This is a genomic window from Spirosoma humi (assembly GCF_054776575.1).
The window spans coordinates 379,062-400,209 of the sequence record NZ_BAAHBR010000017.1; the positions used below are offsets into that span (position 1 = coordinate 379,062).

15 protein-coding genes are annotated in these 21,148 nt (G+C 49.5%); 8 read left to right on the forward strand and 7 right to left on the reverse strand.

Features of this window, described 5'->3' with window-relative positions; translation table 11 throughout:
- Window positions 1-35: 35 nt before the first annotated feature.
- The 3 genes from sufD to ACYU8Y_RS23815 all read right to left on the reverse strand — a co-directional run bounded on the left by sufD (window position 36) and on the right by ACYU8Y_RS23815 (window position 4,989).
- Window positions 36-1,361, reverse strand: a complete 1,326-nt coding sequence (gene sufD, locus ACYU8Y_RS23805) for a Fe-S cluster assembly protein SufD (RefSeq protein ID WP_460940647.1) — start codon at window positions 1,359-1,361, stop codon at window positions 36-38.
- Between the two features lie 67 nt (window positions 1,362-1,428).
- On the reverse strand, window positions 1,429-2,184 hold the full coding sequence (gene sufC, locus ACYU8Y_RS23810; RefSeq protein ID WP_460940648.1) for a Fe-S cluster assembly ATPase SufC: 756 nt from the start codon (window positions 2,182-2,184) through the stop codon (window positions 1,429-1,431).
- Window positions 2,185-2,430: 246 nt separating this feature from the next.
- The gene (locus ACYU8Y_RS23815) at window positions 2,431-4,989 is read right to left on the reverse strand and encodes a hypothetical protein (RefSeq protein WP_460940649.1); all 2,559 of its coding nucleotides are present in this window, start codon (window positions 4,987-4,989) and stop codon (window positions 2,431-2,433) included.
- A 294-nt stretch (window positions 4,990-5,283) separates the two neighbouring features.
- On the opposite strand from ACYU8Y_RS23815, the gene ACYU8Y_RS23820 reads away from it, so the two are divergent.
- From ACYU8Y_RS23820 to ACYU8Y_RS23840, 5 genes are all read left to right on the forward strand, one after another.
- A complete protein-coding gene (locus ACYU8Y_RS23820; RefSeq protein ID WP_460940650.1) occupies window positions 5,284-6,789 on the forward strand; it encodes an arginine deiminase family protein in 1,506 nt (501 codons plus the stop codon).
- Between the two features lie 146 nt (window positions 6,790-6,935).
- Window positions 6,936-7,865: a citrulline utilization hydrolase CtlX gene (gene ctlX / locus ACYU8Y_RS23825; RefSeq protein ID WP_460940651.1), complete on the forward strand. Its 930-nt coding sequence runs from the start codon at window positions 6,936-6,938 to the stop codon at window positions 7,863-7,865.
- Window positions 7,866-8,028: 163 nt separating this feature from the next.
- Window positions 8,029-8,487: a MarR family winged helix-turn-helix transcriptional regulator gene (locus tag ACYU8Y_RS23830; RefSeq protein WP_460940652.1), complete on the forward strand. Its 459-nt coding sequence runs from the start codon at window positions 8,029-8,031 to the stop codon at window positions 8,485-8,487.
- Between the two features lie 54 nt (window positions 8,488-8,541).
- The gene (locus ACYU8Y_RS23835) at window positions 8,542-8,757 is read left to right on the forward strand and encodes a hypothetical protein (RefSeq protein ID WP_460940653.1); all 216 of its coding nucleotides are present in this window, start codon (window positions 8,542-8,544) and stop codon (window positions 8,755-8,757) included.
- A 149-nt stretch (window positions 8,758-8,906) separates the two neighbouring features.
- The gene (locus tag ACYU8Y_RS23840) at window positions 8,907-9,749 is read left to right on the forward strand and encodes an SDR family NAD(P)-dependent oxidoreductase (protein WP_460940654.1); all 843 of its coding nucleotides are present in this window, start codon (window positions 8,907-8,909) and stop codon (window positions 9,747-9,749) included.
- Between the two features lie 188 nt (window positions 9,750-9,937).
- Here the strand turns inward: ACYU8Y_RS23840 and ACYU8Y_RS23845 are convergent, their stop codons facing one another.
- Window positions 9,938-10,738, reverse strand: a complete 801-nt coding sequence (locus ACYU8Y_RS23845) for a porin family protein (RefSeq protein WP_460940655.1) — start codon at window positions 10,736-10,738, stop codon at window positions 9,938-9,940.
- 157 nt (window positions 10,739-10,895) lie between these two features.
- Between ACYU8Y_RS23845 and ACYU8Y_RS23850 the strand changes: the two genes are divergently transcribed.
- Entirely contained in the window at window positions 10,896-11,609 is a 714-nt protein-coding gene (locus ACYU8Y_RS23850; RefSeq protein WP_460940657.1) for an SDR family oxidoreductase, read from the forward strand.
- A 160-nt stretch (window positions 11,610-11,769) separates the two neighbouring features.
- Here ACYU8Y_RS23850 and ACYU8Y_RS23855 read toward each other — a convergent pair whose 3' ends face one another.
- Window positions 11,770-13,752: a S8 family peptidase gene (locus ACYU8Y_RS23855; protein WP_460940658.1), complete on the reverse strand. Its 1,983-nt coding sequence runs from the start codon at window positions 13,750-13,752 to the stop codon at window positions 11,770-11,772.
- A gap of 104 nt (window positions 13,753-13,856) precedes the next feature.
- Between ACYU8Y_RS23855 and ACYU8Y_RS23860 the strand changes: the two genes are divergently transcribed.
- The gene (locus ACYU8Y_RS23860; RefSeq protein WP_460940659.1) at window positions 13,857-14,588 is read left to right on the forward strand and encodes a sulfite exporter TauE/SafE family protein; all 732 of its coding nucleotides are present in this window, start codon (window positions 13,857-13,859) and stop codon (window positions 14,586-14,588) included.
- A gap of 100 nt (window positions 14,589-14,688) precedes the next feature.
- On the opposite strand, the gene ACYU8Y_RS23865 is transcribed toward ACYU8Y_RS23860, so the two are convergent.
- Window positions 14,689-16,284, reverse strand: coding sequence for a RagB/SusD family nutrient uptake outer membrane protein (locus ACYU8Y_RS23865; protein ID WP_460940661.1), 1,596 nt, complete (start codon window positions 16,282-16,284; stop codon window positions 14,689-14,691).
- Between the two features lie 13 nt (window positions 16,285-16,297).
- On the reverse strand, window positions 16,298-19,468 hold the full coding sequence (locus ACYU8Y_RS23870; protein ID WP_460940662.1) for a SusC/RagA family TonB-linked outer membrane protein: 3,171 nt from the start codon (window positions 19,466-19,468) through the stop codon (window positions 16,298-16,300).
- Between the two features lie 288 nt (window positions 19,469-19,756).
- On the opposite strand from ACYU8Y_RS23870, the gene ACYU8Y_RS23875 reads away from it, so the two are divergent.
- Window positions 19,757-21,094, forward strand: a complete 1,338-nt coding sequence (locus ACYU8Y_RS23875) for an amidohydrolase (RefSeq protein ID WP_460940663.1) — start codon at window positions 19,757-19,759, stop codon at window positions 21,092-21,094.
- Window positions 21,095-21,148: the final 54 nt, after the last annotated feature.

The window sequence follows — 21,148 nt, forward strand, 5'->3', positions numbered from 1 at the left end:
AGAACCCGACACCGCAGAACCAATAGGTAACAGACTTACTTCGTTAGCTTCTCCCGCACAACTCCTTCCAGATACGTACGGATAGGGTCGATTTTGATCTGGCTCAGCACATCCTGCGAGAAAGCGTAGAGCAGTAAGGTCCGGGCTTCATCTTTTGGAATACCCCGTGAACGCATGTAAAACAAGGCTTCGTCGTTGAGCTGGCCGGTCGTGGTGCCGTGCGAACATTTGACGTCGTCGGCATAAATTTCCAACTGCGGCTTGGTGTTCATCGAAGCCCCCGGCGATAGCACTACGTTTTTGCAGGACTGGTAAGCGTTGGTCTTTTGCGCATCGGGGCGAACAAAGATTTTACCGTTGAAAACGCCCGTACTGTTATCGTCCAGAATCCCTTTGTAGAGTTCATTGCTGTACGAATTCGGCATGGCGTGGTCTACAAGGGTGTGGTTATCTACGTGTTGTCGGCCGTTCGGCATGTACAACCCATACATAAACGCTTCGGCGTGCTGGCCGTTTAGCACAATGTTCAGGTTGTTCCGGACGAAGCTGCCGTTAAGCGTGATCGATGCCGAGTAAAAATGGCTGTTGTCGGCCTGGCTCACCTGGGTGGTACCGATATGAAATGCTTTTTCGGTTTCGTTCAGCACTTTATAGTATTGCATCCGGGCATCACGAGCGAGTACGATCTCCGTTACAACATTGACAAAACTGGTTTTCGCACCCAGCGTCCGGAACGATTCAGCCATCATGACTTCGGCATTCTTGCCAATGACGACGAGGTTGCGGGGCTGCGACGCGATGTTTTTCTCCCGAGTATCGGTGATAAAACGCAGGATGATGGGCTGTTCGACCGTAACGTTATCAGGAACCCGGATCACAACGCCATCGCTGGCCATAGCGGTATTCAGAGCCGTAAATGCGCTTTCCTGATAATCGGCATAGCTGGCAAAGTGCGAGCCCATAAAATCAGCATCTGTTTTTATGGCTTCGGCAAAACTCGTGATGTTTACCTGATCGGTTGGACTAACGATGCGCGATAGTTCAGGATGATAAATACCGTTGATGAAATACAGAATGTTACCGTCGAGATTCGGTATTTCAAGTGGACTCAGATCGTCTGCCGTCAGCGTAGACGTAGTATCGAGGCCAAATTCTTCCTTGAGCAGACCATTCACGTTCGAGTATTTCCACTCTTCGTGCCGAATCGTCGGGAATCCCAGTTGCTCAAACTGTTTCAGAGCCGACCGTCGAAGCTGGTGTAACGGCGATTTTCGCTCGCCGTTCATGCGCTCCTCGTTGTCTCGAAAAGACGCCAACAGCTGCTCTTTAAAATCGTTATATGATGCGTAAGAGGGAGTCATTTTTTTTCAGTAAAGAGTGAAGGATGAAGCGTAGACTGTACTCTTAACGCTTTATTCTTCACTGAATTTATGCTGCTTCGGCTTCCGCCTTGATCCAGTCGTATCCTTTTTCTTCCAGTTCAAGGGCTAATTCTTTCGGCCCCGACTTAACAATACGACCTTTATATAATACGTGCACGTAATCGGGCACGATATAATCCAGCAAGCGCTGATAGTGCGTTACGACGATGGTTGACCGTTCGGGTGAGCGAAGTTTATTCACACCATCGGCCACAATCCGTAATGCGTCGATGTCCAGGCCCGAATCTGTTTCGTCAAGAATCGCCAGTTTCGGTTCGAGCATCGCCATCTGGAAGATCTCGTTTCGTTTTTTCTCTCCTCCCGAAAATCCTTCGTTCAGGGAGCGGCTGAGCAGTGACTGGTCGATGTTGACAAGTTTCATCTTCTCTTTCATCAACTTCAGGAACTGAACGGCATCAAGTGATTCCTGACCGCGATACTTACGAATTTCGTTGAGCGCTGTTTTTAGAAAGTTGGTTGTACTGACGCCCGGAATCTCGATCGGGTACTGGAATGCCAGGAAAATACCTTCGGCTGCCCGATCTTCAGGCGCCATATCTAATAAGTCTTTGCCATCAAATACCACGCTGCCGCCCGTTACGTCATAGTCTTCACGACCTGCCAGGACCGATGCCAATGTGCTTTTGCCAGCACCGTTGGGGCCCATAATAGCGTGAACCTCACCGGCGTTGACTTGCAGGTTGAGGCCTCTTAATATTTCTTTTTCGCCGATTGAGGCATGTAAATTACTGATGGATAACATAATAGGTTGTATCGTGACAGCGCTAAATAAAGCCGCAAAGTTAACAGATGAAATGGCATCTGCGCTGTTTGATAACAAAATCAGGTAGTTAAAAGTTGGCCTGCATTTGGCTTATTCGTTGATAATCAAAAAACTCCTGTTGTGTGCTGCCTAAAACCGTTCTGGTCAGCACACAACAGGAGTTTTTGTCCCCATTGCCTTCCTGTAAAAGAGCAGCGCTGAGGTCCGCTAAGCCGTAGGCATCAATCAGCGTGGGTCGCCAATGCGCCTGACCCGTTTCGTTTGAGTAAGCAGCAAGGGCGTGCACGCTGCCGCCGGACAACCACAAGCTGTAGGGGACAGGATCGCTGTCATATCCCGATAGCAACCCGATTCATTGTAAATCCGTATTGTGTAGGCTTGCGCTACAGTTGGATTAGGGAGTGTACTTGTCAGGATCCCATTTTCCGGAATGGCTTTGGTTGCGCCCGACAAGGACATAGCCTCATCGAAACTGGCCCCTAGAGCATACTGGTAGGTGTTGGTAGGCTGGAAACCACTGATCACCAATTGCCCATTGGCCTGTGGCTTGTTGCTCACGCAGGAAGCCGAAAAGGCTTTTGCCTGAAAGGTGGGTAGGCTGTCCTGCTCGACAATGAAAGGGCAACAGCTAAAATCGGGACACTGACCTGTTTGATTCGTAGCCGTCAGCTTGTACTCACCCGGCTGGGTCACGTCGAGTACATTGGTTGTAAAGCTGGTTAGTTCGGTGGTTACCCCCTGGAAGGTACGCATCCATTGATATTGACTGCGGCCGGGACTGGCAGTTAGTCTGAATAGGTAGTTTTCTTTCCCACACACCTTGACTGGAACGGAGGTACACACCTTGACGGTATCACCGGGGATGGTCGCCGTGTTTTGAAGAATCCCCACGCTGTCTGCTTCTGCCTGAAAGGTCAGGCTTACCCGTTGACCGGCGCTAAGCGAGGCTACTGTCCAACTACTGGATAAGGGCCCCGGACTAAAAACAGTACCCGCCGGTGGAGTCGCCGAGTTAATTACGTAAGCCAAACCGGCCGTTTTTGCTAATTGGACAGTTGTTTCAGCTGATGGACTAGCGCCTGTGTTGGTAAGCACGACGGTATAGCTGATCAGTTCACCAATTTTCGCTCTCGACTTATCGACCACTTGCTCCAGGACGAGAACCGCAGGAGCCAGCGCGGCAATGGTACAGGATTCAGGAGCCGTATACGTTGTGCTGGCAGATTGGCTGGCAAAACTGACCGTTACCCGATGCACGCCTGAACCGCTTGGTAAACCGGTCAGGCTATAGGGAAGGAAGGTCGATCCCGCACTAACCGAAATGGATGTAGTGATCATTCCATCGGTTACCGTGGCCACGCCTTCTGGGGCGTTCGAAAGGGTAATGACACCCGTCGATGTGTAAAGATTGCTCCCAGGGTCGCAAGTGCCGGGATCTGTTACGCTCAACGTTAAGGTAGGCAAAGCTGGAGCCACGGAGCAGGAGGCCGGTGCGGTGTATGTGGCCGTGTAGGTAGAACAACCTGACAGACTAGCTAGTACGGTATGGGAATTCCCATCTGATGGACTGTCGGCAAAGACCGCCGTAAACGTTGTACTGCCCGTTGTGGCCATTGTCTGGCTGCGTGGTCCATCCGTTAGGGTAAGTATACCGCTTGTGGGATTTACGAGTGTAACCACCACTGTATTAGAAAACGTATTTGTCACTAAATCACAGGCACCTGGGCTCGCTGTGGCGGCCAGACTGCAGCAAGGGGCGGGAACAAGTGTCACTGTTTTCTCGACATAACAACCCGATGCATTGTAAACCCGGACGGTATAGGTTTTGTCCGTTATCGGATTCTGTAGATTCGATGCAATCAGACCGTCGGCCGGAATCGCAGTCGGCGTTCCGACTAACGAAGTAGACGGGTTGAAGGCTATTCCTTCAGAATACTGGTAGGTATCGGTCGCACTGAAGCCAGTCAATTTTAATTGCCCATCGGACTGAGGTGTTGAGCCCGAACAGCTTGCCGATACGGCACTGACCTGAAAAGCAGGTAAGGCATATTCCTCGATAATAAAAGGACAAATGGAAAAGTCTGGGCATTTACCGGCCGTACCATCAATAGCCAGACTATAGCTGCCTGGTGCGGTTACGTTCAGCACGCGGGTGGTTTGACTGGTCATCGCTGTACCATCCTTGAACCATCGGTAGCTGCTTCGTCCGGCAGGGCCGGTTAATTGAAAAAGATACGTATCGCCCTTACAAACAGTAACGGGGATAGAGGTGCAAGAGACTGCCGTATCGCCGGGTATGGTGGCTATACTATACAATACCCCTGAACTATCCGCTACCGCCTGATAGGTTAAGCTTAAACTTTGCCCAGCGCTTAACGAGGGTACCGACCAGGTACTGCTGGGGACGCCAACCGTAAATATAGTTCCGGCAGGAGTGTGGGCTGTATTGATTAAGTAGCGAAGACCGGTAGATAACGAATCGCGAACAATAAGCCCGCTTGCGGTAGTTGTGCCCGTGTTTGTAATGACTAGCGTGTGGGTGATCGTCTGTCCTTGGGTGGCTTGCGACTTGTCAGCGAAATTTGTCAGGTTAACAGACTTCGGCGTCGTGGTTTGGGCAACCGCTACCTTATGCAGGCTTATCAACAGGCTAAAAAAAAGTAATAGCCTCTTCGGGAACAAAGCCGGTCCAGCCGTTTTATAAAGACCAGTTCGGTGCCGGTCATCCTTCGCTGAAAAGCTTATGCGTTTGGATGACCTAACCTTATTGATGTGTATGTTCATGAAAGCTATGTATAGCGCAGTATGAAATTGCGCCATGCGTACCCCCACTCAAACTGTGTGCCAGTATTCATGAAAACTAGACCCCGGTATTTACTAAATATATTATATGGTGAATTGTAGTAAACTGTATTTAGTGAAAAGAGGTATTATGGTTTTGTTTAAATTTACATAATGTGTAAATGTAGGCACATATTTCTGCCTAACTAATGTGGTATACAAGCGCTTTTTATTTCCTGACTCAAACAAGTACCTTGCACGTCCAGTCTATTACTGGCTTTTATGTAAGATACACCTATGGAGAATGGAGACAATAATGTTGCTGCCGCGTTAGCGACTACACATGACGATACGCAGGCTCAGCGTTCCGCACGCATCCATGTATCATCGGAAATTGGTACATTAAAGCGGTTGCTTATCCACAGCCCCGATCGGGGTTTGGGCAAAGTGGTACCGTCGAAGGCGCAGGACTGGCTCTTTGAAGACATCGTACACCTGGATATGATGCGCCGTGATGAGTACGATTATTACGTTAAGCTTCTGTTATATTTTCTGGACCCCGACAAAGTGAAGGGGAAAATAGCAGACCTCGGACCCGATGCAGACCGGTCATTTTTTAAGCCCGACCATGCCGATTATTTTAAATCGGATAAGGTCATCGATATTCAATGCCTGCTCTCCGATATTCTGGCGAACGACGTTATCCGAACCCGTCTGATTGCCGCCATATGTGGTATCGAGCGCACGTCGTTTCGAACCCAGCAGCAGTTGAGCCAATTCGAGCCTGTCGAACTGGCGAAAATCATGATTTCCGGTTCGCTTCCCGACTTGACGATGCTGTTTGCGCCCCTGCCCAACTTTATTTTTACGCGGGACATCGGTATTGTTATCAACGACCATATTCTGCTCAATAAACCCGCAAAACTGGCTCGTACCCGCGAAGCGCTGCTGGCACAATACATTTTCTTCAATCATCCGCTCTTTGTTGATTATCAGGATAAAGTACTGGAAATTCCTGATAATGAGCACGCTTTTTTGCTCCCAGATGCGGACACCATGCGTGATGTTACGCGCACAACCCTCGAAGGGGGCGATGTCATGATGATCAGTAAGCGGCATCTGATTGTCGGGGTTAGTGAACGAACCACGTTATACGCGGCTCAGCAGGTGATGCGGCTCGTATTCAGCAAGAATGTAGTTGATAAGGTTACCATTCTTCAAATTCCCAAAAAGCGCGACTACATGCACATCGATACCGTTTTCACCCAAGTGAAGCGAAACATATGGGTATTGCTTGGCTCGTTGGCTCGTACGGGCGATGAAACCAAAAAACGTGACGTTATCCACTTTTTTGCCCCGAAAGATGTATCAGAGGATATGAAAATTATGCAGTTCAGTAGAGGCCAGGAACACAAACCCATCGAAATCGAAAACCTCGAAGATCTGCTAATCGATATCAGCAAGAACGAACTCGGTGCCACCGAACCAGTTCAGTTTATCTATTCCGGGAATAACGAGTTTCCTTTTGGTACCCGTGAGCAATGGACGGATTCGTGCAATCTGCTGGCGCTAAAGGATGGCGTTGTGGTTGGGTACGACCGGAATGAGAAAACGGCCGATGCGTTCCGAAAGGCGGGTTTCGAGGTGATTGGCGCGGCCAAACTCTTGGCCCGCTTTGAAGCGGGCGAATCCTCTCCCGACACCATCGAAAACACCTTTATCATGATGCCATCGGCCGAATTGAGCCGGGCGAGGGGCGGCTCCCACTGCATGAGCTTACCGCTCTTTCGGGAGGAGGTGTGAGGGAAGGCGTTGGGGAAGCGGTTAAGGGCGTTTTAGAGATGGTACGGGTCGTCCGAAAATCATTGTCAAAATGACAACCAGGTGCTAATTTGCGGAAGATTTGGCCTCATGGGCTTTACAATTCCTACTCACTTACTAATCCGTATATGCAATCACAGGCTACTTCCCGAATCTTGATGATTCGTCCGGTTAATTTTGGTTTTAATGCCGAAACCGCCGAATCGAATGCGTTTCAGGATATTAAACTGGCTACCCAAACAAAGGATATAGCCCAGGAAGATGCCCGGCGTGAATTCGATGAAATGGCCGGGCAACTCCGGGCCATGGGTGTAGACATACTGATCTATGACGATACGGCTGAGCCGTATACACCCGACTCAATCTTTCCCAACAACTGGGTTTCCTTTCATGCCAGCGGAACGGTTGTACTCTATCCCATGCAGGCCGAAAACCGACGGCTCGAACGTCGGCAGGATATAATTGACGATCTGGCCAAACAGTATCATGTGGCTAAAGTCGTTGATCTCACTCATTTTGAACAGGAAGGTAAATTTCTGGAAGGAACCGGTAGCTTGGTCCTTGACCGGATGAACCGCGTTGCTTTCGCCAGCCTTTCCCCCCGAACACACCCCGATGTGTTGGCTGAGTTCAGCAAGCAGACCGGCTACCGAACCGTGTCGTTCCACTCGGCAGATGCGAGCGGAAAAGCTGTTTACCATACCAATGTGCTTATGTGCATTGCCGATACCTTTGCCGTGGTCTGTCTGGCCGCTATAAGCGATCCCGACGAGCGGCTTATGGTACGTCAGGAACTGGAGAAGTTAAAGAAGCGCGTCATCGATATTTCGCTGGAGCAAATGGCCAGTTTTGCCGGCAACATGCTTATGGTACAAACCCAGAAAGGCCAGAAATTGCTGGTTATGTCTACACGGGCTCATGAATCCCTAACGCCCAAGCAGATCGATCTCTTGGATGATTATGCCACCCTTTTTCACTTCGACTTGTCCATAATTGAAGGCAATGGGGGCGGGTCTGCCCGCTGCATGATGGCAGAAATTCATTTGCCAAGAAAATAAAAAATCAGTGAGTTGTAAGTACTAGTTCATAAGTGGCTTGTAGTCAGGGTGTATTCTCTGATGTGGATCACCCATAGAGTATATATTTACAATTTTTTTTAATTCTTGTTTGCACATACAAATATGGCGCCTTATCTTTGTATCATACTTTTAGAAGGACGTAATGACGGACGAAAAAACAGTTATCCTAGCCGATGAAGAAAAATCCGTAACACGCTTCAGTGCCTGTCTGCTGTTTTCAGCCAATGCACTATCAAGAGCGATTACGGCCATTGGCGACGAGGAGTTTGGCCGATTTGGCATGTGCTATTCTCACGCATACATGTTATGTGAAGTAGTGGGTCAGCCGGGCATAACACCGTCCGAACTAAGTGAAACGCTCTATTTAACGCCATCGACAATTACGCGGCTGGTCGAAAAACTGGAGCAGAAACAGTTGGTCCGGCGGGAGTCGGAAGGAAAGAAAACGCTGATTTACCCAACAACCGAGGGCATAGCCCTTCAACCGGAAATTGCCGAAGCCTGGGATCGGGTAGGAAAACACTACTCGGAGTTGATTGGGGAAACGGACGTTTGCCGGTTAACGCAACAGGTGTTCAAAGCGGCCCAGGCATTGGGCTAGGCCGCAAAAAAATTTACTCGAAATATTGTTTGCACATACAACAAACCAAAAGCCATGAAAACGAACGAAGATACCATCGGACTAGTCAGCAGTAATGCGACGGAAACTACGAAAGACATTTGCCGCTCATTGGCTAAAAAAGGTATTTCGACCATTGTTGTGCAAAAAGACGCTACTCAACACGAGGTTCAGGAACCTGCCAATCAGCATCATTGGTCGGGTCAGCCAGGAAAAGACCTGTTCTTCAATGGTTGGAAACTGATGTTCTAAAGTGAATTGTTAGAGTGCCTCTAGCTTACTCATAATCAATTTATTGCCTTATCTCTTTTTTAATAAAACCGGGCAGAATAGTTATACGCTGACTATTCTGCCCGGTTTTGTTTATTTTTCTGCGGGCAATCATTCATAAGCAGCTGGTCATGAAAACGGCGTTGATTACAGGAGCAAACGTAGGTATTGGCCTGGCAACGGCGAAGGCGCTGGCCCGGCGGGGATTCAACCTGATTTTACTTTGCCGCAATCAGGAGAAAGGGGAGGAGGCTCTGAATAGTCTGCAACGGATAAAGCCAGCTGTGACGGTTGAACTCCTGCTGGCCGATCTGACCGATGCTGGCTCGATTCGTCGGGCGGCCGCGCAGATCAAGCGTAATCACCAAACGCTGGATGTGCTGATCAATAATGCGGGCTACTCGCCAGATCGAATCGAGTTTGTCGATAACGTCGAGAAGTCATTCTATGCCAATCACCTAGGGCATTTTATATTGACGTATTACTTGTTGGACTTGCTCAAGGCATCCGGCGAAGCTCGTGTCATTAACCTATCGTCCGCTGCCTATGTCCTGGGGAATGCATCCCGTTTCTTTCGGCAGGATAAAAAGCTGTCTGTTCTGTCGGCGTATGGCGATGGGAAACTGGCCAATATACTATTCACAAAAGAGCTGGCAACCCGCTATGCCGATTTTGGTATTACGGCTTATGCCTTACACCCAGGCGTGGTCAAGTCAGGTTTCGGTAGCAATTTTACGGGCGGATTTAGCTTGCTCATGGGCCTGGCGCGTCCCTTTATGCGAACGCCGGAGCAAGGAGCCGAAACATCCGTCTATCTGGCTACGGCTCCACTAGCTGCACTGACCGGAACGGATGGAAAAGGGGGTGGCTCGGGTGGCTTCTTTGCTGATTCGAGACCCAAGCTGGTGAAGCACAATGATCTGACAAAGAAACGGGCTGCTGACTTATGGACTAAAAGTATGGAATTTGTATAAGCTAACGGATTTGATTCGTACGCATAATACCAATAGCAAACGGCCTGTAGCGTCGCAGGAAGCGACGGACCGGCGGAAGATTTGGACGCAAAGCTGAGCGATTAGGCCGGTTTCGGGTAAAAACAAAAATGGCGACGACCAACCGGCCGTCGCCATTTTAAAACCCACTCTATGAGAAATGTTGTTGTTTACCGGCCACCCAGGGGGAATATATAACCGAGCGTTCCTTGCCCAAGAATTGTTTTTGAATCGGTATTGAAGCCATTGTCTGTATCACCCAGCGAATACAGACCTCTGACCTCAATCGTAACATGCCCGGGGCCAGCTTTTATGGCTGCGCCAACACCGGCTGCTGCGCCAAAACCAAATCGCCCTTTGGCCCCATCAAGTGATATTTTCTTGCCATCTTCGCTGGCGCTCATGACGTAGGAGGCATAAGGCCCTACATTCAGAAAGAAGCGGTTTCCCGCATAGGTTCCTGAAGAGATTTTTAGAAATAGCGGCACTTCCAGGAAATCAGTAGCGCGCTTGACAGTAAAGCCGGGTAACGTCGCTTTTTGGCTATATCGACTATAGTTGACTTCCGGCTGAAATGATACCGTCCGGGTGCCAAAATTAAGCGTTAGTCCGCCCACAAAGCCCAGGGCTGGATCGATCCCTACCGCTTTTTCCGTAAAGAACGGATACGTTACACCGCCCCGAATCCCAATTCGGGTGCGGGATGTGCTACCATTTATAGCTTCCTGGCTCGACTTACTCATCCCCCTTGTTGACTGATCACCGGCTGACTTTTCGGATGGCGAAACAGCAGGCGCATTGGTTGTCGCTGCTTTTTTTCGGTTAATACCATGATGTTCATCGTACAGGTCCTGCATGCGGTTTGTACTGCCCGATGTGGTTGTACTGGTCGGCGTTGTTGAGGTATTCTGTGCGATGGATAGTCCAACCGGCAGAATGGTAAGTGCCCAAAAGCAAAAAATCGATTTCATTAAATACTTCATTAGAAATTGACTGTGTAAGATTAACCGCTAATCTACTAATTTATCTAACAGCACTTAGGAAACGGTAATCTGTTTGAGGATACGGTTATGTTTGCAAACATTTTACCCGGAAGCGGAGTAAGTAAAGGATAGTAAATCAGTAACTATGAAAACGGAACACCAGCGCACGGCCCTCATTACAGGAGCCAATAAAGGAATTGGTAAAGAAATTGCCCGGCAATTAGCCCAGCGTGGGTTTGCCGTTTTTATCGGTTCCCGCGATATAACGAAAGGGCGGGAAACCGCCGAAGAGCTTTGCCACCAAGGTTATGAGGCAACGTTCATTCAACTTGATGTAACAGATCCGGTTAGTATTCGGACGGCCTGTGGCACCCTATCCCAAAAAGCCGATCACCTGGATGTATTGATCAACAACGCGGCCGTTCTGGAAGATCACGGTGAAAATATTATAGACTTGAATCCGGAAATGCTGGATCGGACATTGAAAACCAATGTTTCCGGGCCAATTATGGTCATTCAGTATTTCCTGGAACATCTGCAGAAAAGCCGTGTTGGCGCCCGAATCATCAATGTGTCGAGTGGGGCTGGCTCGTTAGCGGGTATGAGTACGTATGCGCCCGCCTATAGCATTTCTAAAACAGCGCTCAATGCCGTAACAAAGCAATTTGCGGGAGCCCTGAACGGACAGAATATTGCTGTCAACTGTGTCGATCCAGGTTGGGTGCGTACTGATATGGGTGGCCCCAGTGCCAGCCGACCTGTCGAGAAGGGAGCCGAAACAGTTGTGTGGTTAGCTTCGGAGGCTCCTCAGTCTGAAACCGGTAAGTTCTGGCACGATAAGCGGGAGGCTGCGTGGTAATATGAACCGCCCGACGGAATTTTTGTGAAGACATTATAGCTTCCGTATGGCTTAAATTCGTAGAGAATTCTTCATGGCCTGTGTCCTCACAGGCCATTTTATTTTCTAGTCTGTAGTCAGCAAGGATACAGACTAGAAAATTAGCGGGTCAACGTACAAATCACCTGAACTTTGCCGGGCCGCCGGGTAGTTCCGACAGAACCAGCTTTACGGCTTCATATGCGTTGAGCAATCCACCTGACTGACTCAGGTTTTTGAACGCTGTCATCTGCCCTGACCGACCTGGCTTACGTACCTGAACATCGGGTTTGTAACTGCTTCTAAGCAATATGTCCTTGACCTGAACCGCCGTCAGCTTCGGGAAGTAGGACCGTAGCAAAGCGGCTACACCGGCTGTCATGGGTGCTGCCATGCTGGTGCCCGAAAAACTGGCGTACTCGTTGTGGGGCAGCGTCGACAGAATTTCCGTGCCGGGTGCGAAAATATCTACGGTTTGCGGTCCGAAGTTCGATGACCGACTGGCTAGCCCTTCACCAACGCGCCAGGTGCTGTTTCCGACGACCAGCACATTTTGGGCCGTTTTGCCATTCTCGTACCGGGCCGATGGGTACGCCGGAAGCGAGTCGGAGTTTTCGCCATTGTTGCCTGCCGCGTGCACGATCAATACATCATGTTCTTCCGCAAATCGGATGGCGGCATCGACTTGCTCTTTAAATGGGGATAGTCGCTTGCCAAAACTCATATTGATCACTTTGGCTCCGTTTTCAACGGCATACCGAATTCCATTGGCCACATCTTTATCGCGCTCATCGCCATTGGCAGGCACCACAGAAACGGGCATAATTCGAACGTTGTCGGCCACGCCATCGATACCTCGACCATTGCCTCGTTTGGCCGCAATAATTCCGGCTACGTGACTGCCGTGCATGGCCAGTTGCCGCGACTCACCGATGGTCATTCGGGGGCTTCCGTAGTAGCGTTCGGTTGGATTTGCGGGGTTGTCGCCCACGGCTATACGCGCGTTATAATCCGGATTATAGGCAATGGTGGCTTCACTACCCATTATTTGCCGAAACCGGCCCCAGTTCCGGCGAACCAGGAGCGTGTAATAGGAAAACGGCCCATACTGAGGAAAATACCCATCAGCCAAAATAGTTTTGACTGCAATGGCTACAGAATCAGTTCCCAGATCAACCTGGCGAATTGCGGCCTGTGAGGTTGTCGAATCTGGTAAGTTGGCGGCAATCTGGCGAGCTACCGTCCAGAATTTCACGGTGTCGGCAAAGGCCATTCGTTTGGGCTGGTCGACCGCGTAACGTTTCAGAAACTGCTTTTTTGCCGTTTGATAGGTAGCGTATTGTCGTTTTTCTGACGGGCTAAGTGTGGCCGGATTTGCCTTGTCGTATTTATTTCGGAGGAGTACATACGTTTGGGTAATTTCGGGCTGGTCGTACTCATAGGTCGTCCCATCTTTAGCGCCCATAAAATTCCAACCGTTCAGGTCATCGGTATAGCCATTTTTGTCGTCGTCGATTTGGTTACCGGGCCGCTCAGCTGAATTTACCCAGATCACATCGCGTAAATCCTCGTGGCTGATATCAACGCCCGAATCCAGTACGCCTACGATCACGGGAACCGACGTTCGATTTTTCAATAAGTCGTAGGCCCGATAAAGGCTAATACCCGCTATCGAATCGGCTGTGGGATCAAGGTAAGGCCAGTTGCGCGGAGGCTGATTTAACGACGATCGCTGACGGACGAACGGGGCTTTTGACACAATGATTTTTTGCCGTTCCGGGCAATCATCTGATATGGATTGCAGGGTCAGGCTCTCGCCATTAGTTGTATAAACGATTTTGTATAAACCCGTTATGTTGCTGCCGCAGGTGCTCTGGCCCGAAATGTTCTGTAGCGCAAGCGTATCACCCTGTTGCTGATACCGCAGGACTTCAAGGAATTCGGGCTTACTTGCTGGTACGATAAGTAATGTATCCCGTTGAAACGTCATGGTAAGCTGACCAGCCTTGGGTGCCAGCGGCACGCCCTTCCAGCGCGTGCCACGCAGCGGTAACTGGGCCTGGGTAACCGAAACAAGCCCGATCAGGAAATAGACAAAGAACACATGAACTTTTGTTGAATTCATAATCGATTCCGTCAACTTTTGTCGAAAATAACGCTTTATTGGTGGATACTAACGGTGCAAATGCGTTGGTAGTCTACATTGATTTAGTCCAAAGCTCACGTTTTATGGATTACTCTTTCGCTTTTTTGATTTGCCTATTCGTTGTTGGGTTTGTTTATGCTTCCGTTGGGCACGGGGGAGCCAGCGGTTATTTAGCCACCATGGCCCTATTCGGCATTGCCCCCGCATTAGCCAAACCGTCGGCGTTGATCCTGAATCTGTTCGTGTCAACCATCTCATTTATACAGTTTTACCGGGCTGGGTACTTTCGATGGCATACGTTCTGGCCCTTTGCTGTAGCGAGTATTCCCCTGGCCTTTCTGGGTGCCCGCATACCCCTGAGTGACACGTTATACCGACAACTGCTGGCGGTTTGTTTGCTGTTGGTGGTGATTCGGCTGCTCTGGACAGTCCGGGGCCGGGAAGAGGAAACGCGACCCATTCCGTTGGGTGGAGGGCTACTAACGGGTGGCATCATTGGGCTGTTATCCGGTATGATTGGTATGGGTGGGGGCATTATCCTGAGTCCGCTGATGCTCCTTTTCCGATGGGCCGGGCTAAAAGAAATTGCCGCTACATCGGCTCTGTTTATTTTTGTCAACTCCCTATCGGGCCTGTTTGGCCTATGGAGCAAAGGCTACTCACCCGACCCAACCCTGTATGGCTGGATTGGTGCCGCTTTTGCTGGAGGTGTTTTGGGCGGGTATCTGGGGAGCCGTCACTTTAACGTTCCAACGCTCCGGTATATGCTGGCTTTCGGTGTAGGAATAGCCTGCGTAAAGTTAATTTTTACCTGATAATGGGCCGCAAGGCATTATGCCCTGACAAGCCATTAACGCAAAAAAGGCTTCCTGAAAATCAGGAAGCCTTTTTTGCGTTAAAATAAAAAACCTGCGCTTAATAGCCTGGATTTTGCTGGGCTGCCAGCGTCTTATTCGTTGCCACTTCTGAGGTTGGAATAGGCCATAAGAAGCGGTAATCGTTATAAGGAACAGCGGCAATGATGCCGGCAATCATCGGGCGGTTTGTCAAGTCATAGCTAGTCGATTTGATTTGAGCCACATCGACTTTAGCCGGGATGCCATTTGTTGAATATTTCGTATCCAGCGCCAGACGGTGAATGTCTGGCCAGCGACGCCCTTCTCCGGCAAATTCAATCCGACGTTCGTTTAGAACCGACTGAATCAGATCGGTAGGAGCCGTCGTGAAGCGCTCGGCAGTAGGAACAGACCGGTTACGAACAGCGTTCAGCAGCAGGAACGCCTGAGGAGTTGTGCCTTGGCGAGCATAAGCCTCACTTACGTTCAACAACACTTCAGCATAGCGCAGAATCGGGGCCCAGTCGGCACGAGTCGTGTACAGACGATATTTGTAATTGAAATAGAACGGATAGCTTCCGGTCGATTGCTTTACTTGTAGCAGCGTACGACGTGTATCTCCAGTTACCCAGAAAGGAGCATTGTACAGGTTGGGGCTTGTGGCTACTAAGTCCCGACCACCCAATGATACAGGGCCCAGCATACCTGGCAAAGCACCGTTTGTGCCGCCGTTGGAATTTGGCCCGTTGGCAATCGAGAATATGGATTCTGTGTTGGCTTGGAAGCTGGTGAAAGGCGTTTCTGGGCTAGCCTCAAGTTTGTAGTTTCCAATTGGACTTGTGAACGTACCGGTAGTGGCGGCTGTCCCTAATTTTGCCCCCTCCGTAACAACACCTGCCCAGTCCTGCATGTGCAGTTTAACACGCGTTTTCAGCGCAATAGCAGCACCCGCCGTAGCTCGGGAAATGCCATTTGCTGAGCGAGTCGCAGGCAAATTGGCTTCTGAAAAATCCAGATCAGCCAGTATTTTGGCGTACGTTTGTGCCACCGTTCCACGATCCTGAGCCAATCCTTCACCAACTGACGTTGTAGACGTAATTGGCTTTTCCCGAAAGGGAACGCCCGGCTTTGAGCCATTATCATCGGCGAAAGGGCGGCAGAAATGAATCAGAAGCTCATGATGAGCAAGTGCCCGCAAAAAGCGGCCTTCTGCTGCGTACTGTGTCGCTATTGCCGGTGTAATGATCCCGCTGGCTCCCGCTTTAGTAACCCCATCGATCAAAACGTTCGTTTGGTTGATCAGGGCGTACAACTGCTCCCAGTGGTTAACATTGTTGGCAGATGTCGTGGTGTAGTTCGCCCGGTAGGTTATGTCATAGAACGCCTGTAGGTTTACCATATCCTCGCCACGCATTTCGCCCTGCTCAATAGAGGCTGCACCGAATGGATAACCACGACCAGCGCCACCATTGTAAAGGCCTACAGCGGCCGCTTGGTAAACGCCATTGGCAACTAATTCAATGCTGTTAGGCGATGTAAAGGCCGTTGTTTCGGAAAGGGACGATAACGGATTAAGTTCAGTGAAATTTTTGCAGGAAGAAACGAGCAGTAACGTACCCAACAAGGTACCCGTCGCTAGTTTCCCCAGGCTAACTGAGTATGTTAATTGTTTCATTGATGTCGGTCAATTAAAAGTTCATATTAAGCCCCACGGTGTAGGTACGGGGAACCGGATTGGTACGGTTATCCAGACCAGGCTGCGCATTAGCGGCTAAGTTCGTCGTGGTAATACCGTTTAATTCAGGATCCAGTCCTTTGTACTTGGTAAATACATGGGCATTCTGTACCTGAACATAAACGCGGAAGGTATTGGCTTTAATCTTGTTCCGAAGAGTTGTTGGCAGCGTATAGCCAAGGCTTATGTTCTGAATACGAAGGAATTTACCATCTTCCAGAAAACGGCTGTTCAGGTTGCCCGTCTGCAATACGTTGGCATCGGAATTGAAGTATAATTTCGGTACATCCGTTACCTGGCCATCGGAAGTCCAGCGATCCAGCAATTCTCGGCCAGCGTTGGCAAAAACCTGATTATTCAATTGCTCCTGACGAGTGATATTGTAAATTTTATTGCCACCGGCAAACGTTAGGAACAAGGCCGCGTCGAAGTTTCTAAAATTGAATGTATTGTTAAACCCGCCATACCAGGTTGGGTTACCAACGCCCAGAATTTTCTTGTCGGCTGTAGTTAACGCGCTGGCCGCCGTTGTTACATTGCTCGGATTGGCTGGATCGTAGGTCGACCAGGCGAAGTTGTTGGTGGCCGTTGTGACTTTACCAATCAGGTATTGCACCTGCGAACCATCGGCTTTTTCAAAGATCGGGTTTCCGTTCGATGCATTTACACCACGGCTGACATAGCCCCAGAAAGAGCCAATGGCTTCTCCTTCGCGAAGAATATTGTACGGAGCTGTTGGTGCTGGAACAATATCGTTACCATTGACTAACTGTAAAATTTTGTTGTGAACAAACGTTACGTTAAAACTGGTACGCCACGAAAAATTAGTCGTCTGATAGTTCACCGTGTTCAGCGAGAACTCGAAACCCTGATTGTACATTTTACCAATGTTCTGAGCAATGGTATTGATGTTGGCGCCAGCGCCTGGCACGCCAAGTGAAGGTGGCGTAGGGGCCTGAAGAATCAGGTTATCAATATTATTCCGGAAGTACTCGGCCGTCAGACTAATACGATTGGAGAAGAACGAAGCGTCGACACCAAAGTTAATCTTGTTGCTGGTCTCGAACTTCAGGTTATTATTACCTACCTGATTGTAGCGAATACCGTTCTGGTCACCATATTGTGTAGCTGCAAAAACGCCCGCGTATGGATAGTTGCCGATATCGACATTACCAACCTGGGCATAGCCGCCCCGCAATTTTAACTCGTTAAGGAAGGAGACCGATTTCAGGAAGCTCTCTTCCGACAGACGCCAGCCAACCGATATGCCGGGCAACGTAGCTGCCTGGTTTCCGATAGGAAGTGACGAGATTTTATCCTGACGAATGGTGGCGCTAAGCAAGTAACGATCACCGTAGGAGTAGTTGGCCCGGGCAAAGTAGGATTCGAAAGCCCGTTGGCTGGCCGAACCATAAATAAATTGATTCGTCAGGGAGCCAGAAATGATATTGCCGTTGGTGCCAAAATATTTGTCGGAAAGGCCGGTGCCGTAGCCTTCAAAATATCGCGTCGTCGTTTTCTGCTGCTCATACCCGACAACTGCGCCAATTTTGTGCTGGCCAAAAGCGCGGTTGTAGCTTAGCGTATTCTGCCAGTTGTACCGGAACTGAGGCTGATACGTCTGGTCAACCGACCCCCTAATGGATACCCCGTCGCCGTGATCTGGATTCTGGTATATATAATCTTCGTTGTTCAGGTAGTTGATACCAATCTGAGTTTTAGCATTCAAGCCTTTTACCAGTTCAACATCGACATAGGCGTTGCCTGTCAGGTTAAGGTTTTGATTTTTGTAGATGTTGTTGTCCAGAATAAACTTCTGGTTGGTGTAGTTACCATAGATACCACGCGTATTGGCTCCCCTGCCTAAGCTCTGGGCTTCTATATTATACGATCCATCCGGAAACTGCACGGCCACATTCGGAAAGGCGTAGATTGCCCCCGCAATATTACCCGACAGTGCGTTGGTGCCCTGGTTCAGGCCGGTATTTGTCGTATGCGTAACAAAGGCGTTCACGCCAAATGTCACCTTATCTTTGAAAGCCTTCTGATCTACCCGTGCCCGGAAACTGTATTTTTGCTGATTATTCGAGACAATATTCCCTTCCAAATTGGCGTAGCCCAGCGAGAAATAATAGTTTGTCTGGTCGGAAGCCCCACTAAAGGAAAGGGCATGGTTCTGCTGAAAACCTTTCCGCAGAATGACGTCCTGCCAATCGGTATCGTAGTTCTGTCCCGTGGCAGTATTGGAGGTTGGGAAAGCGGCAGCCGCTAAACCGGCGTTCGTCAGTTTTTCGTTTGAAATCTTGATGAACTCATCGGCGTTCATCAAATTGAACCGTTTCGATGGCTCGGCTCTTGCGAACCATGCGTCATACGAAACTCGGGGAGCTCCTTTCTTGCCTTTTTTTGTCGTGATCAGAATAACGCCATTGGCCGCCCGAGAACCGTAGATGGCAGTGGCAGAGCCATCTTTTAACACTTCTACACTTTCAATGTCGTTCGGGTTAATGTCGCCAAGCGGGTTGTAGGGATTGCTAGAAGAAGCGCCCTGGTTGCCGGTGATATAAGGCACGCCATCCACTACGTACAGAGGATCAGCACCGTTCGAAATGGAGTTTGTACCCCGTATCCGTACGGTAGCTGCTTGGCCTAACATACCACCAGGCACGGATGCCTGAACGCCGGCAATTTGACCCTGTAAATACTTGTCAAAGCTAGGAACGGCAATATTTTTAAACCCGTCGCCTTTGATCGTTCCAACGGATCCCGTTACATCCCGTCGTTGCTGGGTGCCATAGCCTGTAACCACCACTTCACTCAATTGCTGCGAATCGTTGACGAGCGCAACATTGACAACCGAACGATTGCCAACCGTTACTTCTTGTGACGTATAGCCGATATAACTAAATACAAGTGAACCATTGGCAGGGGCATTTAAGCGATAATTACCTTGCACATCTGTGGTTGTACCTCGGGTGATGCCTTTTATCTGTACTGTTACGCCTGGAAGGCCTGATCCATCGTCTGATGAAGTGACGCGGCCACTAATCGCAATATCCTGTGCTATGGATGGCAAACAGAATAACAACGAAAGTAACCAGCTTCCGAATAAAATTTTCTGCATTGGTGAGTAAAGATTTGATAAATAGTAAAAAAAAGTAAAATGGGTAACAAAGGTACACTATGAGATTAAAACTATGTTAAAGAATATGAGATTTTTTTTAGAAACTACTGTTAAAAAGAAGTATTCCTGGGAATTGCCTTTTAATAGCTGCATATTAGACGACGTGTGCATATCTGGCCTATGAGTCAGTACATAGGAATACTAATACGGCTCTCCTGGGTGCCACTCATTTGGCTAAATCTGTACTGCACGCTCCTTACTATACATACAACCAAATTGAATAATTTGATGAAAAAACCATTTATCTGTGCTAGCCTGGTGAGCCTCGGCCTGTTCGCTTCTCAGCCATTATTTGCCCAAAATTCGGCCCTGAATGCCCGAATGGATAAAGCGGCCGAAAGCCTCGAAAAAAAGGTGGTTGCCTGGCGACGGGATTTTCACCAGCACCCCGAATTAGGCAACCGTGAGTTTCAGACGGCGGCAAAAATTGCGGCACACTTGCAATCGCTCGGTATGGAAGTAAGAACCGGCGTTGGCAAGACGGGTGTTGTCGGGCTGCTGAAAGGAGGGAAGCCGGGCCCCGTCGTTGCCTTACGTGCCGATATGGATGGCCTGCCCGTAACGGAGCGAGTCGATCTGCCGTTCAAGTCCGAAGCTCATACCGAGTACAATGGCCAGCAAACGGGTATCATGCACGCCTGTGGACACGACACCCACGTGGCTATGCTCATGGGCGCGGCCGAAGTGCTGGCATCCGTCAAGAGTGATCTGCGCGGTACCGTTAAGTTTATCTTTCAACCCGCCGAAGAAGGTGCGCCCGCTGGCGAAGAAGGGGGCGCCAAACTGATGGTGAAAGAAGGCGTCCTTGAAAACCCCAAGGTGGATGCCATTTTTGGCCTGCACATTAATTCGCAAACCGAAGTAGGCACAATCAAATACCGCCCTGGTGCTACAATGGCTGCTGTGGATGAGTATGCGATTAAAATTAAAGGAAAACAAACCCACGGCGCGGCTCCCTGGTCGGGCGTCGACCCCATTGTAACATCTGCTCAGGTAGTGATGGGGCTGCAAACCATCGTAAGCCGAAACGTCATCCTCACTGATAATGCCGCCGTTGTAACGGTTGGTGCGCTGCATAGTGGTATCCGGCAGAATATTATTCCGGAAGAAGCAAACATGATTGGTACCATTCGGACGTTCAGCCCTGAAGCACAGACATTGGTGCATCGGCGCATCAATGAAATTGCTACGAACATTGCCGAAAGTGCGGGTGCGAAGGCGGATGTGAAAATCAACATCATGTACCCCGTTACGTACAACGATCCGAAATTAACGGACCAAATGGCCCCTTCGCTCGAAGCCGTAGCGGGTAAGAATAATGTGAAGCTGACACCAGCCCAGACGGGTGCCGAAGACTTTTCCTTTTTTCAGCAGAAAGTACCCGGCTTTTTCTATTTCCTGGGTGGTATGACCAAAGGGAAGAAACTAGAGGAAGCGGCCCCGCACCACACCCCCGATTTTCAGATCGACGAAGCTTGTTTTGTGCTTGGTATGAAGTCGCTTTGCCGCCTGACGACCGATTACATGGAGCAGTCGGCCAAAGGCGTGGCCGTTAGCGGTAAGTAATAGACAAGGAAAGAATACGGAAACTGATGCATCGAGTTTGTCCAGCAGGCGGAG

What these genes read in the sequence shown, in the direction of transcription:
- sufD (WP_460940647.1), bottom strand. Translation starts at nt 1,361, where the DNA reads ATGACTCCCTCTTACGCATCATATAACGATTTTAAAGAGCAGCTGTTG.
- sufC (WP_460940648.1), bottom strand. Translation starts at nt 2,184, where the DNA reads ATGTTATCCATCAGTAATTTACATGCCTCAATCGGCGAAAAAGAAATA.
- ACYU8Y_RS23815 (WP_460940649.1), bottom strand. Translation starts at nt 4,989, where the DNA reads ATGAACATACACATCAATAAGGTTAGGTCATCCAAACGCATAAGCTTT.
- ACYU8Y_RS23820 (WP_460940650.1), top strand. Translation starts at nt 5,284, where the DNA reads ATGGAGAATGGAGACAATAATGTTGCTGCCGCGTTAGCGACTACACAT.
- ctlX (WP_460940651.1), top strand. Translation starts at nt 6,936, where the DNA reads ATGCAATCACAGGCTACTTCCCGAATCTTGATGATTCGTCCGGTTAAT.
- ACYU8Y_RS23830 (WP_460940652.1), top strand. Translation starts at nt 8,029, where the DNA reads ATGACGGACGAAAAAACAGTTATCCTAGCCGATGAAGAAAAATCCGTA.
- ACYU8Y_RS23835 (WP_460940653.1), top strand. Translation starts at nt 8,542, where the DNA reads ATGAAAACGAACGAAGATACCATCGGACTAGTCAGCAGTAATGCGACG.
- ACYU8Y_RS23840 (WP_460940654.1), top strand. Translation starts at nt 8,907, where the DNA reads ATGAAAACGGCGTTGATTACAGGAGCAAACGTAGGTATTGGCCTGGCA.
- ACYU8Y_RS23845 (WP_460940655.1), bottom strand. Translation starts at nt 10,738, where the DNA reads ATGAAATCGATTTTTTGCTTTTGGGCACTTACCATTCTGCCGGTTGGA.
- ACYU8Y_RS23850 (WP_460940657.1), top strand. Translation starts at nt 10,896, where the DNA reads ATGAAAACGGAACACCAGCGCACGGCCCTCATTACAGGAGCCAATAAA.
- ACYU8Y_RS23855 (WP_460940658.1), bottom strand. Translation starts at nt 13,752, where the DNA reads ATGAATTCAACAAAAGTTCATGTGTTCTTTGTCTATTTCCTGATCGGG.
- ACYU8Y_RS23860 (WP_460940659.1), top strand. Translation starts at nt 13,857, where the DNA reads ATGGATTACTCTTTCGCTTTTTTGATTTGCCTATTCGTTGTTGGGTTT.
- ACYU8Y_RS23865 (WP_460940661.1), bottom strand. Translation starts at nt 16,284, where the DNA reads ATGAAACAATTAACATACTCAGTTAGCCTGGGGAAACTAGCGACGGGT.
- ACYU8Y_RS23870 (WP_460940662.1), bottom strand. Translation starts at nt 19,468, where the DNA reads ATGCAGAAAATTTTATTCGGAAGCTGGTTACTTTCGTTGTTATTCTGT.
- ACYU8Y_RS23875 (WP_460940663.1), top strand. Translation starts at nt 19,757, where the DNA reads ATGAAAAAACCATTTATCTGTGCTAGCCTGGTGAGCCTCGGCCTGTTC.